Raw genomic sequence first — 16,988 nt, forward strand, 5'->3', positions numbered from 1 at the left:
GCTTTCTTAGCAGCAGCTTTTTTAGGAGCAGCTTTCTTTGCAGCAGCCTTTTTAGGAGCAGCTTTTTTTGCAGCAGCTTTTTTAGGAGCAGCTTTCTTAGCAGCCGCTTTACCTTTTCTGATTGTTGCCATTGTTTTTTGAATTTTGGGTTAGTAATTAAAATTTGGGCTAGAAAAAAACTTTATGGCAAACATCACAAGGGCTATTAAGCCATTGCGATGGTGTCAAATTCTTTAACTGATACGTAAGTTCTGTTTTCTTTTCCTTTACGGAATTCAACCACACCGTCAGTCAACGCGAAAATGGTAAAATCTTTACCAACTCCTACGTTTGAACCTGCATGATAAACAGTACCTCTTTGGCGAATAATGATATTGCCAGCAACTGCTACTTGGCCACCGAAGATTTTAACACCTAAGCGTTTGCTTTGGGAGTCGCGACCGTTCTTTACACTACCTTCACCTTTTTTATGTGCCATTGTATGATATACTTTAGAATCTAGTTATTAATGTACGTAATAATTTCATAACGAAATCAATTTACGCGATTTCGTTAATTTTAATCTTAGTAAAGTGAGTTCTGTGACCAACTTTCTTTCTGAAGCCTTTTCTTCTCTTCATTTTGAAAGCTATTACTTTATCACCCTGTACGTGACTTAAGATTTCTGCTTTTACCACTGATTTTACATCAGTACCAACAGTCAGCTGGGCATCATTGTTTAACAGTAATACTTCAGGAAACTCTACTTTGTCACCTACATTACCGGGTAACTGGTGTACAAAAATTTCCTGGTCTTTTTGTACTTTAAATTGCTGACCTGCGATTTTTACAACTGCGAACATAGTAATCCAAAAATAATTTCCTGCAAAGGTATGCTTTGTTTCTAAACAAACAAAGAATTTGCAGATTTTTTAAAAGGATAATGTTACCCATAGACTAAACTCCCATGAATAACACCTTAACACGTACAAAGATACGCAGTTTTTACAATTTTAGATTTTTTTAACAATTGTTCTTATTCGTATGTATAACCTCCACCATACAATCTTTAACCGAACCCAATACTAGGGCCGATATAGCCAACCTGTTAAAATCTATCCACACCGCATGCAATCGTGCTTAATTTTTATACTTTTGTTATTTACGTTCATTATTTATTAAAAATTTGGGCATGAAGTTTAAAGCACTGCTGGCCAAACCATTTGCTTCCCTTGTTGCCAATAGGATCAAGAAAGAAATGCACAGGGCGGTAGAAGATCAAGACGCTATTTGGCAGGACCTCGTTAAAGTAGGTAAGAAAACAGAGTTTGGACAAGATCATAAGTTTGGCGCCATCCAGTCGTACAATGATTTTAAACAAGCCGTTCCAGTTCGCGATTACGAGCAACTGAAACCATATATTAATAAAGTAAAGGAAGGTAAACACAACGTGCTGTGGAAAGGCCAACCTATTTACTTCGCAAAAACATCAGGTACCACCAGCGGTATTAAATATATTCCTATCAGCAAAGAGTCTATTTCGAATCATATCGACACGGCCCGCAATGCCCTGCTCTGCTATATGAACGAAACAGGAAACACCTCCTTTGCCGACGGGAAACTGATTTTCCTCTCCGGCTCCCCCGAATTGGAAAGAATCGGTAATATCCCAACAGGCCGGTTAAGCGGTATCGTGAACCACCACGTGCCGAAGTACCTCCGTTCCAACCAATTACCTTCTTACACTACCAATTGTATAGAAGACTGGGAAACCAAACTCGGCAAAATCGTCGACGAAACAATTAACCAAGATATGACGCTCATCAGCGGCATACCACCTTGGATGCAAATGTATTTCGATGAACTCATCGAAAGAAGCGGCAAAAAAGTAGGCGAATTATTCAAAAACCTGAGCGTGCTCGCGCACGGAGGGGTGAATTTTGAACCCTATAAAGCCAAGTTATTCGACGCCGTTGGCCGACCCATCCATACCGTGGAAACATTCCCGGCTTCCGAAGGTTTTATGGCTTTCCAAGACTCGCAAGAACACGAAGGGCTCCTGTTAAATACAAATAGCGGGATCTTCTTCGAATTCATTCCTGCCGAAGAAATCTTTAACGAAAACCCAACACGCCTCTCGCTTCGTGATGTGAAAGTTGGCGTAAATTACGCCCTCGTAGTTAATACCAACGCGGGTTTATGGGCCTATAATATCGGCGATACCGTGAAGTTCGTATCTACCGATCCTTATAGAATCGTGGTAACAGGTCGTACTAAACACTTCATTTCTGCGTTTGGAGAACACGTGATCGGGGAAGAGGTGGAACATAGTTTGATGACGGCCGCTGCCGAAGAGAATGTGCATATCACGGAATTCACAGTAGCCCCACGCGTACAAGTAGATGGCGAATTACCTTACCACGAATGGTTCGTAGAATTCGAGGAAATGCCGGCAGATATGCATGCTTTTGCCTTGAAAGTGGATCAAAACCTGCGTAAAAAGAATATTTATTATAACGATTTACTAACGGGAAGCATTTTGCAACCGCTGAAAATCAGGCCGTTAAAGAAGAATGGCTTTATCGATTATATGCGCTCTATCGGCAAGCTAGGTGGCCAAAATAAGGTACCACGCTTGAGTAACGACCGCAAAATAGCCGACGAATTATCAAAATTCGTGGCCGGTAACTAGGATTTTGGTCATTATTATATAATACCTAAATTCGGTTCCCGTATTAACACATTGATTTTTAAAATTATTTTCAGAACAGGTGCCACGGTACCTGTTCATTTGTATACACGTCATGAGTAAAAAACGAATTGGAATTTTCGGTTCTACCGGTTCTATCGGGAAGCAGGCGTTGGATGTGATTGCAGCACACCCGCAATTATTTGAGGTGGAAGTCTTGACAGCCAATTCAAATGCCGACTTGTTGATTACACAAGCATTGCAATTCAAACCCAACGCGGTAGTTATTGCAGATGAAAGCAAGTACAACGAGGTGAAAAATGTGCTATTCGACAAAGGCATTAAAGTATTTGCCGGGTCGCAAGCTATGATTGAAGTAGCTACTTGGAGCACGATCGACCTTATGTTGGCAGCCATCGTAGGCTTTGCCGGTTTGGCACCAACATTAGCGGCCATCGATCAAGGTACCCCTGTTGCATTAGCCAACAAAGAAACCTTGGTAGTAGCCGGCGATATTGTGATGGCAGCAGCTGCGAGAAAGAATGTACCCGTAATTCCTGTGGATTCCGAGCATTCGGCTATATTCCAATGCTTACAAGGCGAGCCGATGAACAAGATCGAAAAAGTGATCCTAACAGCATCGGGTGGGCCATTCTTAGGTAAGAAAACCAACTACTTAATCAACGTTAAGAAAGACCACGCCTTGCAACATCCTAATTGGAGCATGGGCGCCAAAATAAGTATCGACTCTGCCACTTTGATGAACAAAGGTTTAGAGATGATCGAAGCAAAATGGTTATTCGGGTTAGAAGCCGAGCAAATAGAGGTAATCGTACATCCGCAATCCATCATTCACTCGATGGTGCAGTTTACAGATGGTTCCTTGAAAGCGCAAATGGGCTTGCCCGATATGAAATTGCCTATCCAATATGCCTTAGCGTACCCGAACCGTTTGGATAACGAGTTCCCACGCTTCAACTTCAAAAACTACCCTTCCTTAACCTTCGAGCAACCCGACGTGAAAACGTTCCGGAACTTGGCCATCTCTATGGATGTGTTGAAGAAAGGGGGGAATGCACCTTGTATTATGAATGCTGCGAATGAAGAAGTGGTACACGCGTTTTTGAAGAATAGGATTGGCTTCTTACAAATGACAGAAGTAATTGAAGAAACATTAGATAAGATACTTTTCATCGAAAAGCCAACGCTACACGATTATTATCAAACTGATGCTGCAGCGCGTGAACATGCCGCATCTTTGATCAACGCTTTGACATAAAGCCCCTTACCATTTAAATTTTAGAAAAAGAACCATCAGTACATGACAATCCAAGTTATATTAATTAAAGCAGCTCAATTAATCTTATCGCTATCGATATTGGTTGTGTTGCATGAATTAGGGCACTTTATCCCTGCCAGGTTATTCAAAATCAAAGTAGAGAAATTCTACTTGTTCTTTGACCCAGGCTTTTCCCTCTTTAAGTTTAAAAAAGGCGAAACGGAATATGGTATTGGTTGGCTTCCTTTAGGTGGTTACGTGAAAATCGCCGGGATGATCGACGAGAGTATGGACAAAGAGCAGATGATGCAACCGCCGCAACCTTGGGAATTTAGAGCGAAACCGGCATGGCAAAGGTTAATTGTAATGATTGGTGGTGTTACGGTGAACTTAATTCTTGGATTCCTCATTTACGCGATGATCTTATGGCATTACGGCGAATCTTATTTGCCTACTAAGAATGCTGTATATGGTATCGTAACCGATTCTTTAGGTAGAACAGCAGGTTTACAAAACGGCGATAAAATCATTTCTGTAGATAATTCACCAGTAGAAGCTTTCCACAAAATTCCTGCACAAGTTATTTTGAATGAAGCTAAAAGCATCCAAGTAGATAGGGCAGGACAGCAATTGAACTTGGTATTACCGGCCGGTTTTAGAGGCGCATTAGCCAGCTCGAAACAAGGCGGCGGTACCTTCCAATTGAGAATGCCTTTTATTATTGGTGAGTTTACTGAAAATAGCGCAGGTAAGAAAGCCGGTTTGAAAGTAGATGATAGAATCATCGCGATCAACGGTCAACCTGCACAGTACAACGACGAGGTAATTACGGCCATGCAAGGCCTTAAAAACCAAGCCGCTACCATAACAGTAGTACGGAACGAGCGCGATACAATGCAAATCAAAGCAAACGTACCGGCCGACGGTATTTTGGGCATGCGCATTGGGGAAGAACAAATGCAACGAGTATTCCACCAAGTAACCGTGAAATACTCTTTCATAGAAGCCATTCCAGCCGGCTTTAGCAAAGCAATTTCAACGTTGGTAACCTATGTACAACAAATTGGTTTGTTATTCAAGAAAAGCAGCGAATTGAAAGCATCTGAATCCTTAGGTGGTTTCGGTAGTATCGCGAAATTATTCCCCGATGCATGGGATTGGCATAGCTTCTGGAACTTAACGGCCTTGTTATCCATTATCCTAGCATTCATGAACATATTACCGATCCCGGCATTAGATGGTGGTCACGTATTGTTCTTGTTATATGAAATGGTAACAGGACGTAAACCGAGCATTAAGTTCATGGAATACGCGCAAATTGTGGGTATGGTGTTATTATTCGGCCTCTTGTTATTTGCGAATGGCTTGGATGTATGGCGCGCCATATTTAAGTAATTGAAATAGAATTTTGTTAAAATAGAAAACAGCTTGCAGGAATGATGAAAAATCATTATCTTTGCAAGCTGTTTTTAATTAAACATAGAAACCTGGGGTCGCCTGGTTTTGACAGCATAGGGTCTTTGATAGTGTAAGCATGTCGTGCGTTGTGTAATTAGCACGTTAATCTGAATGCTCAAACTTCAAATGGCGAAAATAACTACGCCATGGCTGCCTAATCAGAGATTAGACATCCATTATAGCCGCCGATAACTACCGCCTGTTGTAGTGTCCGCCGCCGAATCATCAAAAAAAACGGGATAGGTATTTATGGTTTCTGTGAGTAAATACCGAAGCTCAAACGGATAAGGACGAGGTTGGTTTGTTGTGCCCCTGCTGAGTCTCGAAAAATCAATGCGCAAATAAGCATGTAGAAAGCTATTGGAGAATATGTTTGGACGCGGGTTCGATTCCCGCCGACTCCACTAAAAGGCAGGTAATCATCGATTATCTGCCTTTTTTGTTAGTACTTTTGGGCTTTAACTGTATGCTTTCCTATCCACTCCCAATACTCACTGTAAGCTGGTTTAATCATCCATGTAGAATACCGTATCACCTTCTATCTATTCCCTACTCATTCCCTGTTAATATACTATTACTTGACTATTCACACTAGGTAGCTAGCAGCTGTTTACTAAGTAGCTTCCAAGTAACTTCTAAGTAATTTCCATGTAGTTTCCATGTGATTCCATGTAACTACCAAGTAAATTCCACGTGTTACCCCTATATACCTTGTATTTCCTTCTGCTCCCTCCCATATTGGTAGCTATGGAATGATGTTGTATTAACCTTCATATATCCCTATCAATGACTTATTTCCCCCAATAAAGCCATCATCCCCATTCAACAAATTATGCTACAGGTTGTTTGTAACTGAAACCTGTCACGCACAACCGTATGACTACCACCATGAAGCGCTATTATTTCAACCACAAAACCGCTATATTTTGAGAAAAAATCAACTTTGGACAATCCTGACGGGAATTGTATGCCTAGCCATGTTGGGATTCAATTGTAAAAAATCGGCCGACGCCGTGGTCGATTGCTTAGGAGAGAGCTTGTTAACTAGCATTAAAGTAAATGTAGATGCTACCAATCCTAAACTGGTGCATGTAGAGGTCAATTACAGTGGTTCACTTACAGTTGCTTCAGTTACATACAATTATGGAGATGGTACTACAGAAACATTAACCGCAAAAACTAGCTCCCATGTGTATACTGCAGCCGGAACTTACACCGTAACAACCAGCATTAAGCTCACAAGGGGCAGTTCAACTTGCACGCCATCACCTAAAAAGACGATTACAGTCAATTAAATATACGTTAAGAGCGAGCGTAAATGTATTGATCACAACCCAAACCGCGATAAATACACCGCCCGCAATTTCTCTACCTCGCCGGCATATTTCGGGTCCGACGTAATGAAATGGCCTGCACCTTCCAATGGTACAAATTCCAAGTTGGCATTACCCGCTTGCTTGGTATGATCAAAGAAATACTTCGCCGCCACAAAAGGAGCGGTGCTATCAGCGGTTCCATGTATTAGCAAAGTAGGAGGTAGGCCGGCATTTACTAAGTAATTAGGCGATATCTCCTTCACACTGTTCTTATTACGCAAATCCTTACGCATCCAGGCGGTATTGGGGCCTGTTAAATCGTAGATCCCGGCGTTTACCAATAATACGTTTGGAACGGGGTTATACGTCCAATTATCGGTTTTCTCGTTCCAAAGGTCAACTAGTGCCGTACATAGCACTAAATGGCCTCCTGCGGAGTTACCAGAGGCTACTACCCGGTTAGCGTCTATGTTATAATCATTGGCTTGCTCCCGTATCCAGCGAATAGCTGTTTTAGCATCCATCACGGCTTCGAAGGGGAGGGTGCCATGCCTGCGAAAGGTACGGTACTCCACAGCGCAAGCTACCCAACCTTTTTGCGCATAGGCCTCGCAAGTCTCAAAGAACCAATCGGGCTTACCCACCGACCAATTCCCTCCATGAAAGAATACAATCACCGGCCTTCTTTTATTCACAACCGTTTCTCCACTGGGCAAAAAGATATGCATATCCAAGTTGTAAGCACCCACCGTTTTGTACGTTTTTATCAAATGCCCTTTTCTTCCCGCTGCATCTTCTTCATAAGCGTTCACTACTTTATGTAAGACAGCAGTATCCTTACAAGTCGCTTTAAAATTGTTATAAACAGTTTGAATATTTTTAATCCCGTTATAGTCGATATGTTGGTACAAAAATTCTGCCTGCCAATAATCTTTACATACTTGGTTTGATACATACTGCGCAATCACGTGCCAAGCAGCTAACAATTGTTGGTTGTCGAGATTTTTGTAAATAGGCTTCTTTAATTCTTGTTGAATGGCATAAGTGAAGAACGATTTCCCATAATCGGTAAAATAGCTTTGCTGTAATAATTGCGGCTGGTTGAAATCCTTCAAATGACTCGTTACTACACCTTGGAAGTAAGGAGTATAAACTTGTGTTTTCTCGGTATAAATATCATGTTGAACAGGATAATCGAGCAACAGTTTATCAAAATAATACTTAGTCGCTAATTGTTGCTCCGCCATATCGCGCGGGTCGATCTGCGTTTTGTATTTCGATGCCAGGGTAGCGAATACTTTTTTCGCAGCATCTATTTTGCTGACAAAAGATTTTTCCGGTAACGTATATATGCTAGCATAATTGGAATCGAGATGTGCCGCAAAATGGTGAAGGGCCACCTGCCATTCTTCATGAAATACTTGTTGTACGGAATCTTTTTGTTGCGCAGTTGCCGGAAAGTAAAAAGCAAACGACAAGAAGATGATTAATATTCTCGAAAGCGGCATGATACTAGGTTTTTCATAAGTACAATAAACGGGATCGAATACAGAACACACATCTAGTCAACGGGGCCAATCTTTCGCTTTGTGTATCTAACTAAAGATATTGCTTTTTAAGCACAATAGATTGTTAAAATATCTACAGCATACTTTTCTTAAACAACTTCCGTTTATTAATATTCTTGCCACTCACCATAAACACACCATCGCCTCTATAATGAACCGTTTCAGGGTACTTGGGCGTCTTCGCAACATGGGCTTCCACTACTTCCAAAATAAAGAAATTATACTTGTTCAGTAGTTTCGTATCTACCACCTTGCACTCAAAATTCGCATAACATTCTTTAATCAGTGGAGCTTTTACCTGCAGCGATTTTCCCGGTGTTAACCCAAATGCTTCGAACTTATCAATGGTAGCACCGCTAGTATTACCAATCCCAATAACGGTATCAATCAAATCGTACGTAGGAATATTTATCACGCATGCTTTACTCTTTTTAATCAACTCGAAACTATGATTCGAAGCAGTGATCATACAACCAATTAAGCTAGGTGTAAACTCCATGACGGTATACCAACCCATCGTCATAATATTACGCTGGTCTTTATAACAGCTACTCACCAATACAATAGGCCCCGGTTCTAAAAACCTGCGTACATCGGAAACGGGGAAGCTAGTTTTACGATAAGAAGTAGACATATTTTCTTTTCTATTGCAGCTACAATCATGATGCCATGATGGCAAGAAATATGATTCCGATTATATGTATCGAAATAATATATAAATATTCGTCTGCACAATTGCAACGATATATTTATTTTTATAGAAACCAATCTGTAACCCCGCTTAAATTATAGCGTTCTATGATGAATCAAAGTGGCTTTGCCACCTGTATATTATCATATTCCCCGTTTATTATCAGTGCAAACGAAACGTTGTTTGAAACCTTGAAATGCTTGCCTGGATTGGAGAATATGTGTTTGTTATCACCTGGTGTGCACGAGATTTTTAATTTATTTCGCATCGTTGATAAAGCCTTAATGTTGTTTGTTGATGTGGACGATTATGCCGTCACAACGCTCATGCATTTCATGCAAAAAGTGAGTTACCCGCAGATGGTAGTCATTGCTATCACGGCGGATAGTGATGTACAAAAAGCGATTGGCTTCCTGCGGATCGGGATGCGGGGTATTGTGATGAAAGAGGAGTTGAATGAAGCCTTCATACATGATATTGTAAACACCTATCCCAACAAAGGCTTTCCCATCTCGAACGTAATTACACAAAGTATTATACAAGTACTTGTTGCCGACGCGAAACAGCCTTTCGATGCCGATCTAAGCAAGCGCGAGCAACAAATATTACATCATCTTACCAAAGGCGCCAGCTACAAAATGATCGCGAGCGATTTAGAAATTTCTATTGAAACCGTACGCCACCACATCAAGCGGTTATATAAGAAGCTCGATATTAAATCCAAAGGCGAAATCATGTCTAAGATGATGGATACACGCACTTATCACCCTTTTATGTAAGCCAAACCACCCTTTCATGGGATAGCCACATGTAAAGTTTCTTGTTTAATTTCATGCACGAATTTGGAAACCATATAAAACCTCTTTATGAAGTTACCTGCTATATTGAAGAATGTAGGCAGCTATAACGGAATAAGTGCGGTTCAACGAAATGCTAATCGTGGCAATACCCACGGTATTTCTTTACAAAGTGATATTGAAGCCTGCGTTCGTACCGGAAATTTGGATGGAAACCCTGTAGACCATTGCTACATACGACTCATTGGGAATAATGGCTCAATTGAAGACAGTATTTCTTTTGGACCGGATGAAACGGGCAACCCCGACAAGCGTCCTAACCGACCCAATGCTTGTCACCTCGTGCGTAAGAATATTTCACCTGCTTCATGGCAAAAAATAAAAAGCTATTACCGCGAACATTGCGGTACAAAAGAATTTGAATTCCGTAAACACGATTGCTGTACTTGTACCGCCAGTGCCCTCAATACCATTGGTGAACGGGCACCCGCATTCGTTACAAAAGCAAACCCAACAACATAATTCTCCATTCACAATAATATAGCTATCTGTATGAAGTTAAAGATTGGAACATATGATGGAAGCGAGTTTAGAAGAAGCCGTTATACGGGCCGTTCAGTCGCTGATGTATTAGGCATTCGTTTGGCTGCCGACGCTGTACCTAATGATAACGATTTACCAGCGAACCTTCGCCTGTTTGCTGTACAACGACCGCTATTAGGAATAAAAAAACATTTCGGTGAACATTGCTTTCTATTGGTAAAAGGTGATGGACCCGAAGTGTTGCAAAGTATTTCTTATGGCCCTAACGGAGCAGGACCAGATGTTAGGGCGCTCCACGATTTAACTAATACAACTGCCTACGTACAAACAATTCCAAGGCAAACATGGCTGAATCTTAAAAACTACTATTATAATAATTGCGGCCAATATCATCTATTTTCACATAACTGCTGTACTTGTACAAGAAATGCGCTTCTAAATCAAGGGTTGGCTGTTCCTACAATTATTACCGACGCTAATCATCATATCGGTACTACAGGGCAGTGCGCAGTAATGTAAACCAAAACCTACTTGTATGAAACTGAGAATGACCACCGGCGATGTATACAGGAAGAGATCCGAAGCTTCGCAGCAAAGAATACTTCGAGGAAGAATGGCTTTACACCAGGGTATTCGCTTGGCTGCTGATGAAGAAGGTGAGGGCGAAGCATTGTTAGATGAATCTAGGAATGAAATTAATACACCCGATAGTATGCTGCCAAGTAAAGTATACTTATGGGGAGTAGTAAGGCCACTCATAGGCATCAAAGGACTTGTAGGCGATCATTGCTTCCTACAAATCACACCCACCTTTATGGAAAGTAATAATATCCTACAATCAGTGTCATACGGACAATCAGGTGGTGGTCAACCAGATGTTAGGCAAGGACACAAGAAAAATGTTGCCTACCCCATTACAGAAATAAGTAGCGACTTGTGGTTGCAAATGAAAGAAGAGTACAAAGACTGTGGTAAGTATGATGTGATTTCTAATAATTGTTGTACCTGTGCTACCAGTGTTTTAGCAAGAAATGGATTAGATGCCCCTCAAAAGTTTTTTACAGTCAATCATAAGTTCGGTACTGATAGAAAGAGATGTGTGATTTGTTAACAAAGAAAATCATTGTTCATGAAACTTCGGTTCGAAACCACTTCCACTTATTTTTCGCATTATCATTATACACAAACCGTTCAACGAAGAACAGTCGGCATTCATACAGCCGCCTCCGCAAAAGAAGAGGAATTCGATATCTATGCCTGTAATAGAAACTTGGGTGGTGCCTCGTTTTCATTAGGTTTGAAACATTGTTACCTCAGTGCAAAAAAAGGCAATACAACCGTGAATTCGGCTTCCTTTAGTAGCACACAACAAGGTACACCCGATATGGCCCCCGATCATGCTTCAGCTGTATGTACGAAGGTGGGTACTATGACGATGGCCCGCTTCCAACAAATGGCCAAACAATTTGAAGAATGTGGTAAGTACAGTGTTACATCCAATAACTGCTGTTCTTGTACTTACAAAGTGTTACAGTTAAATGGTATTACACCACCCGATACTGTTTGTGGAGCAAATATGGGCGTCGGCATCCCTACAACTAAAAAATAATCATCGTATTTATCATTGATATAGCAATTAAATGCAGTCATCGGATATGAATGCTGCGTACAGTATGGTGCAATTAAACGACTTGATGCATCAAACCAGCGGCCAACCAAACATTCATGTAGGTATAATCGACGGACCAGTAGATACTACGCATCACGACCTTGCCCAGTCTAATTTCCAGGCAGCCGATGATGCAGGTGTTACCTGTCGTTCAAATACCAGTTACGCTTGTACACACGGCACTTTCGTAGCGGGCATACTAGGCGCACATCGCCAAGCGCAAAGCCCCGGTATTAGTCCTGCCTGTACATTTTGGGCACGTCCCATTTTCTGTGAAGCAGCCGATATTAACCAATGCCCCGAAGTAACAATGGATCATTTAGCAACGGCCGTTCGTTCTGTGATGAACAAGGGTGCCAAAGTGATCAACCTCAGCTTGGGATTATCGAGTGTTGGGTTTAAAAAAGAAGATCAGCACAACCTACAAGCAGCGTTCGATGAAGCATTTCGGAAAGGGGTAATTATTGTTGGAGCTAGCGGTAACCATGGAAGAATAGGGCACAACCCGTTATTCGATCATCCCTGGGTAATTCCCGTAGTAGCATGCGATCAACAAGCCCGCCCCGTGGCAGCGTCGAATATTGGCCGTAGTATAGGCTTACGTGGATTAATGGCACCCGGATGGCAAATGCAACATATTAAGTCTGGTGGCGGTCATACCGCCCTGTCAGGCACCAGTGTTGCAGCGCCTTTTGTTACAGGAAGCATCTCGTTGTTATGGTCGTTATACCCCGAAGCAAAAGCAGGTGATATTCACGCAGCTTTCACCAAATCACAAGCAGGCAAGCGTGGCATCATTCCGCCTTTACTGAACGTGGCGCAAAGCAAAGCGCATTTAGAACGAATCATCAAAACCCGGTAAAATAAAATCATGTTATGAATGTAGAACAATCTATGCAGGACATCACTCCAACCATTCAACCTGCACCGGCGCAGTACGTAACCCCGGTTGCAGAAGCGCCTATTGTTACGCAACAGATTATACCGCAATCGCAACCCATTGCAAGCATTGATCCACAATGTGGCTGCGGCGGAGGCGGGGAGGGCATTCAGCCCGATAATCTAGGCTATGTATACGCAATCGGTAACATCTATCCCTCTTTCCCTAATAAAAGCTTAGAGGAAGAATACATGTACGCCTACCAAGAATTCAAAGCCCAAGGCCCCCCAAATGCACTGTTTTACCAAGTATTAAGTCAAGGCCAAAACCTGTACATCGCCGAACGTATGTGCTGGATCTTGAGTATACAAGGGGTCGACAGTTACATTCTAACGCCACGTTCCAACGTAGAACTCTACCATTTTATCGCGGCTTTAGAACCGGTATTTGTAGGTGAAAGAAAGTTCGACGTAGTAGTAGGCACAAGAGGCCCACTCGCTTCACCAGAACGTTGTAACGGTTTACAATTACCTACTGCCGTTGCAGATTTAACGTACTACTTCACGTTCAATCAATTCGTAGATGCCATGGTGAGCAATATCCCGGGCATTCCTAGAACCATCGTAGAAAGCATGCTTTCTCAAATGCTCGACATTACCGATAATGCCGGCGAAACAGATGCACACCGTGCATTAAACTACCTCACCATCCGCTCCAAAGAAATTTATTACATGGCTTGGCAAATGCAAAACCCAACGCCAGACCCTTCATACCCACCAGGCGTATACTTCCTGCAAGGTGTAGATGTTCAACGCAGCAATGTACAAGGTAATAGAAGCATTATGGACGTGATCTTCCAATACCAAGCACGTGATACCGTTGATATCATTTACTACTACGTAAAAGTAGATGTAACCGGTATGTTCCCATTCATGGCAAGCAGGCACTTAGCACGCTACTACCCAGCACCATGATATTTTTCCATGTAATGAATGCATTTCAATATGACTAAAATCACCATTCCCAAATTCGACCCCGTATTTAACACGGTCATTGCACTGGGCGGTACAACTACAGACTACCTACTAACAAATCCTGTAAAAGACTTCGTTAGTACGGCGTTTACCATCGAGTTTTGGATGTTGGCCAACACAAATTCAACCGGCACCATCCTCTCGTATACATTAACAGGTGAGAAGTCACTTGTTATTACCAACCCTTCAAACATCAACATTTATATCAACAACATTCAAGTAGCGGCCACGAATGTTAGTTTCGTGAATACGACTACTGAAATCGATGAATGGCACTACTTCACATTATCATGGGAAAATACAACAGGTACACTGCTTTTGTATAAAGATGGGGTGCTAGTATACTCTTCCATATTGGCGGCCATGACTACCATTCAACCCGGAGGCTCCCTCGTAATTGGTCAATTACAAGGTTCGCCAGGTGGGAATATGAGTAGTTCTTTTAAAGGGAAACTCACCCAGTTTAGGGTATGGAATAACGTACGCCCGGCATATAATGTAGAGCAAGATATGAACCGTAATATTTACGGCGATGGTATGTTGGTGCCTTGGCAATTGTCGAGCCTCGATGCAGAAGTTAATCAAATTGCCGGGGGCTGGTTTATGCAGAATAATACCTTGCAATCCATTTTGTTGGCAGTAGTACCTCAGCCATATGATGGTGAAACATATCTTATTAGGTCGCTAAATAACGGTTTAACATGGGAAGATCCTAAGCCGAAACCGAATAATCTCTACTACAATATCGCCGTTCAGCAGCAAAGTAATACGGTGTGGGCATCTTTAAACAACTCTTCATATAATACCTATAATTCGTACGACGGGGGAACTACTTGGACGAATACTTATCCCGCTTCCATGATGTCGATCAATTCTGCTGTACCCAATTTAATGGTAGGCATTGGTACAGATAGTTCATTATGGGCGATGGTAAACGGGGCGCCTTTTGCACAACTAAATGCCGATTATAAATATAGTTGGGTGAGTGCCTTAATGCCGAGTGTTATATACGCCGTTACGACTACTAATCAATTGGTGTTTTCTACCTCTGGTGGTAAAGCAGGTTCATTCGCACCCGTAGCGAACTTTACTAACCCTGTTAAAATGGTGCAAACCTATAATAACATTGTAGCTGTATTAACATTAGCAGGCGAGGTATATATTTCCGTTGATCAAAGGGTGACTTGGAAGAAGTTAATTACTGATTCGATGTTGGATATAGCGTTTATTAATGTGATTAATTATGAACTCTGGGCGGTTACTACATCGAACTTAGCCTTCCGCACATCGGTGAACATGGAAATGGTGATTAACTGGCAGTTGAATGAAGGATACGGTTGCTTTGGGTTCGATTATTCGGGTAACGATAACAATGCGTATATCTACGGCTGTACCACGTACAACGACGAAGAAGCATGGGAAATCTCTACCATCATTCGTTCGCCACAATTTATCGAAAGTAATACAGATCTCATTCCATATATCAGTAGCCACGTTCGTAAGCAATTATACCTCGAAGAAAAAGCAGAAGCCATGGGCCCTATCATTGGTGAAGGGTTGATGGAAAAAATCGCAGAAGAAGCATCCGTAAGGGCTCGTAAAGTTACTCGCAGCCGTGGTACTACTACCTCGCGTAAAGCAACTGCAGCTCCCAAAAAAGCTGCCGCCGCTCCTAAGAAAGCAGCTGCTAAAGCCGCCGCGAAACCGGCTAAGAAAGCTGCTACTCGTTCATCATCTAAAAAGAAATAACCATGAAATTGCATCGCTCACTACCCATGTACAATGCACATACTGCTCAACAGGTTTATACGAATAGATGGATGAACCGTGCAGGTACTTCCTTGTCATTACAAACATCTTCAGGATGTCTCGAAAAATGCGCCGGTTCCGCTGCTTCCGCATGTGCTGGATGTGCTTTAACAGACTATGCTTGTTGGAGTAATTGTGCCGGGGAAGGTGCTGCAAAGTGTATCATGAATTGTAATAAAGCTGCCATGAAGCAATATCAAGGCTTGTGATCTTTCTTCTTCACTCACAAACACATTCATATGAAATATACAAGGGGAAATGACGGTGTTTTGCAACACCCGCAAAACCATCCTTATCCCATGAAAACGCCCAAATTCGATACGGCTCGTTTTCTTGAAAACACCAATAAAACACTTATTCAACCTCAATGCGGTTGTCAAGGTAATGCCGGTAATGCTGCCCCAACCGGTGGCGGTTGTACATGCGGCCATGGCGGAACGGAAGAGTATGTGTACGTGTCTGGTGATATCATTCCCCGGTTTCCATCTCAAAGCTTGGAAAACGAGTTTTACCAAGTAGCTGTAACCGACCCGGCAGATAAAAATCTACCCTTTTCCATGATCGCGTTCAAGTACTTGCGTGAACCACGCAACTTGTACATCGCCCGGGAAATGAACTGGATTTTCCAAGTGTATGGGTTCCTAGATATGTACGCTATCAAGGTTACCACCAACCGCATGCTCAGCGAACTCATCGAATCTATCGCGCCTCGCCCGAATGAAATTGTATACGATATTCTTCTCGGCGAAAAAATGCCCAGCTTCCTGGAGGTAAATGTTTCGCAACAACTGCAATACGTCACCATGACACAGTTGTACGAAATAACGGCTACTGAATATGTAAAAGCAATTATCAAAGCCATCCAGAAAACAGGTGCCATTATCAGTAGTATCGGTAGTGGAAGTGGGAGCGGGGGGAGCGGCAGCGATGACTTAACACAACAAGTTACCGTAATCTTCTACAACGCATTACAGTTGATTAAAAATACAGGTGACGACGATAAATACCGCGCGCTCAATTTCATTGTATTGCGTTACATGGTGTTTTATGTTGAAACATGGACTATGCAGTATAAGAATACAGATGAATATTCGCTGCAACGTGTGAATGCAAACCCCGTAGAAGTATATGGTGAAATGAAAATTGTCACCATCGTATTCACCTACCAAAGTAAAATTTCAGCAGCTACAATCAATTATGCGGTAACGGTAGATGTGTCGACCGAGTTCCCATTCATTGTGGTGCCTTGGGCGAAATACTATCCCGGTATTTAATT

General features: G+C 42.1%; 18 protein-coding genes and 1 other RNA gene. 15 read left to right on the forward strand and 4 right to left on the reverse strand.

What is annotated here, in order from left to right; all coding sequences use genetic code 11:
* Window positions 1–205: 205 nt before the first annotated feature.
* The gene (gene rpmA / locus LX64_RS10605) at window positions 206–478 is read right to left on the reverse strand and encodes a 50S ribosomal protein L27 (protein WP_111597640.1); all 273 of its coding nucleotides are present in this window, start codon (window positions 476–478) and stop codon (window positions 206–208) included.
* 61 nt (window positions 479–539) lie between these two features.
* Entirely contained in the window at window positions 540–842 is a 303-nt protein-coding gene (rplU, locus tag LX64_RS10610; protein WP_111597641.1) for a 50S ribosomal protein L21, read from the reverse strand.
* Between the two features lie 329 nt (window positions 843–1,171).
* On the opposite strand from rplU, the gene LX64_RS10615 reads away from it, so the two are divergent.
* The 5 genes from LX64_RS10615 (at window position 1,172) to LX64_RS10635 (ending at window position 6,700) form a co-directional block, all read left to right on the forward strand.
* Window positions 1,172–2,671 carry a GH3 auxin-responsive promoter family protein gene (locus LX64_RS10615; protein ID WP_111597642.1) on the forward strand — a complete coding sequence of 500 codons (1,500 nt, stop codon included), beginning with the start codon at window positions 1,172–1,174 and terminating at the stop codon, window positions 2,669–2,671.
* Between the two features lie 112 nt (window positions 2,672–2,783).
* Window positions 2,784–3,947 (forward strand): 1-deoxy-D-xylulose-5-phosphate reductoisomerase, encoded by a 1,164-nt coding sequence (locus LX64_RS10620; RefSeq protein WP_111597643.1) that lies wholly within the window; start codon window positions 2,784–2,786, stop codon window positions 3,945–3,947.
* Between the two features lie 42 nt (window positions 3,948–3,989).
* Window positions 3,990–5,342 (forward strand): RIP metalloprotease RseP, encoded by a 1,353-nt coding sequence (gene rseP / locus LX64_RS10625; protein WP_111597644.1) that lies wholly within the window; start codon window positions 3,990–3,992, stop codon window positions 5,340–5,342.
* 94 nt (window positions 5,343–5,436) lie between these two features.
* Window positions 5,437–5,812: a transfer-messenger RNA gene (gene ssrA / locus LX64_RS10630) on the forward strand.
* Window positions 5,813–6,331: 519 nt separating this feature from the next.
* A complete protein-coding gene (locus LX64_RS10635) occupies window positions 6,332–6,700 on the forward strand; it encodes a PKD domain-containing protein (RefSeq protein WP_148707276.1) in 369 nt (122 codons plus the stop codon).
* A 32-nt stretch (window positions 6,701–6,732) separates the two neighbouring features.
* Here the strand turns inward: LX64_RS10635 and LX64_RS10640 are convergent, their stop codons facing one another.
* Window positions 6,733–8,229, reverse strand: coding sequence for an alpha/beta hydrolase (locus LX64_RS10640; RefSeq protein ID WP_111597646.1), 1,497 nt, complete (start codon window positions 8,227–8,229; stop codon window positions 6,733–6,735).
* 133 nt (window positions 8,230–8,362) lie between these two features.
* Window positions 8,363–8,923, reverse strand: a complete 561-nt coding sequence (locus tag LX64_RS10645) for a flavin reductase family protein (protein ID WP_111597647.1) — start codon at window positions 8,921–8,923, stop codon at window positions 8,363–8,365.
* Window positions 8,924–9,087: 164 nt separating this feature from the next.
* Here LX64_RS10645 and LX64_RS10650 point away from each other — a divergent pair, with 164 nt between their 5' ends.
* From LX64_RS10650 to LX64_RS10695, 10 genes are all read left to right on the forward strand, one after another.
* Window positions 9,088–9,759, forward strand: coding sequence for a LuxR C-terminal-related transcriptional regulator (locus LX64_RS10650; RefSeq protein ID WP_111597648.1), 672 nt, complete (start codon window positions 9,088–9,090; stop codon window positions 9,757–9,759).
* 87 nt (window positions 9,760–9,846) lie between these two features.
* Window positions 9,847–10,299, forward strand: a complete 453-nt coding sequence (locus LX64_RS10655; protein ID WP_111597649.1) for a hypothetical protein — start codon at window positions 9,847–9,849, stop codon at window positions 10,297–10,299.
* Window positions 10,300–10,329: 30 nt separating this feature from the next.
* Window positions 10,330–10,839 (forward strand): hypothetical protein, encoded by a 510-nt coding sequence (locus LX64_RS10660; protein WP_111597650.1) that lies wholly within the window; start codon window positions 10,330–10,332, stop codon window positions 10,837–10,839.
* Between the two features lie 16 nt (window positions 10,840–10,855).
* Complete coding sequence (locus LX64_RS10665; protein WP_148707277.1) at window positions 10,856–11,431, forward strand: hypothetical protein; 576 nt, start codon at window positions 10,856–10,858, stop codon at window positions 11,429–11,431.
* An 18-nt stretch (window positions 11,432–11,449) separates the two neighbouring features.
* Window positions 11,450–11,929 (forward strand): hypothetical protein, encoded by a 480-nt coding sequence (locus tag LX64_RS10670; protein WP_111597652.1) that lies wholly within the window; start codon window positions 11,450–11,452, stop codon window positions 11,927–11,929.
* A gap of 31 nt (window positions 11,930–11,960) precedes the next feature.
* A complete protein-coding gene (locus tag LX64_RS10675; RefSeq protein ID WP_111597653.1) occupies window positions 11,961–12,851 on the forward strand; it encodes a S8 family peptidase in 891 nt (296 codons plus the stop codon).
* 14 nt (window positions 12,852–12,865) lie between these two features.
* Window positions 12,866–13,843, forward strand: coding sequence for a cyanobactin maturation protease PatG family protein (locus tag LX64_RS10680; protein WP_111597654.1), 978 nt, complete (start codon window positions 12,866–12,868; stop codon window positions 13,841–13,843).
* 30 nt (window positions 13,844–13,873) lie between these two features.
* Complete coding sequence (locus tag LX64_RS26025) at window positions 13,874–15,652, forward strand: LamG-like jellyroll fold domain-containing protein (RefSeq protein ID WP_158538591.1); 1,779 nt, start codon at window positions 13,874–13,876, stop codon at window positions 15,650–15,652.
* 2 nt (window positions 15,653–15,654) lie between these two features.
* The gene (locus tag LX64_RS10690) at window positions 15,655–15,921 is read left to right on the forward strand and encodes a hypothetical protein (RefSeq protein WP_148707278.1); all 267 of its coding nucleotides are present in this window, start codon (window positions 15,655–15,657) and stop codon (window positions 15,919–15,921) included.
* A 30-nt stretch (window positions 15,922–15,951) separates the two neighbouring features.
* Window positions 15,952–16,986: a cyanobactin maturation protease PatG family protein gene (locus LX64_RS10695; RefSeq protein WP_111597657.1), complete on the forward strand. Its 1,035-nt coding sequence runs from the start codon at window positions 15,952–15,954 to the stop codon at window positions 16,984–16,986.
* Window positions 16,987–16,988 lie beyond the last annotated feature (2 nt).

The sequence above is a fragment of the Chitinophaga skermanii genome, assembly GCF_003259335.1.
In the GTDB taxonomy this organism is placed as follows: domain Bacteria; phylum Bacteroidota; class Bacteroidia; order Chitinophagales; family Chitinophagaceae; genus Chitinophaga; species Chitinophaga skermanii.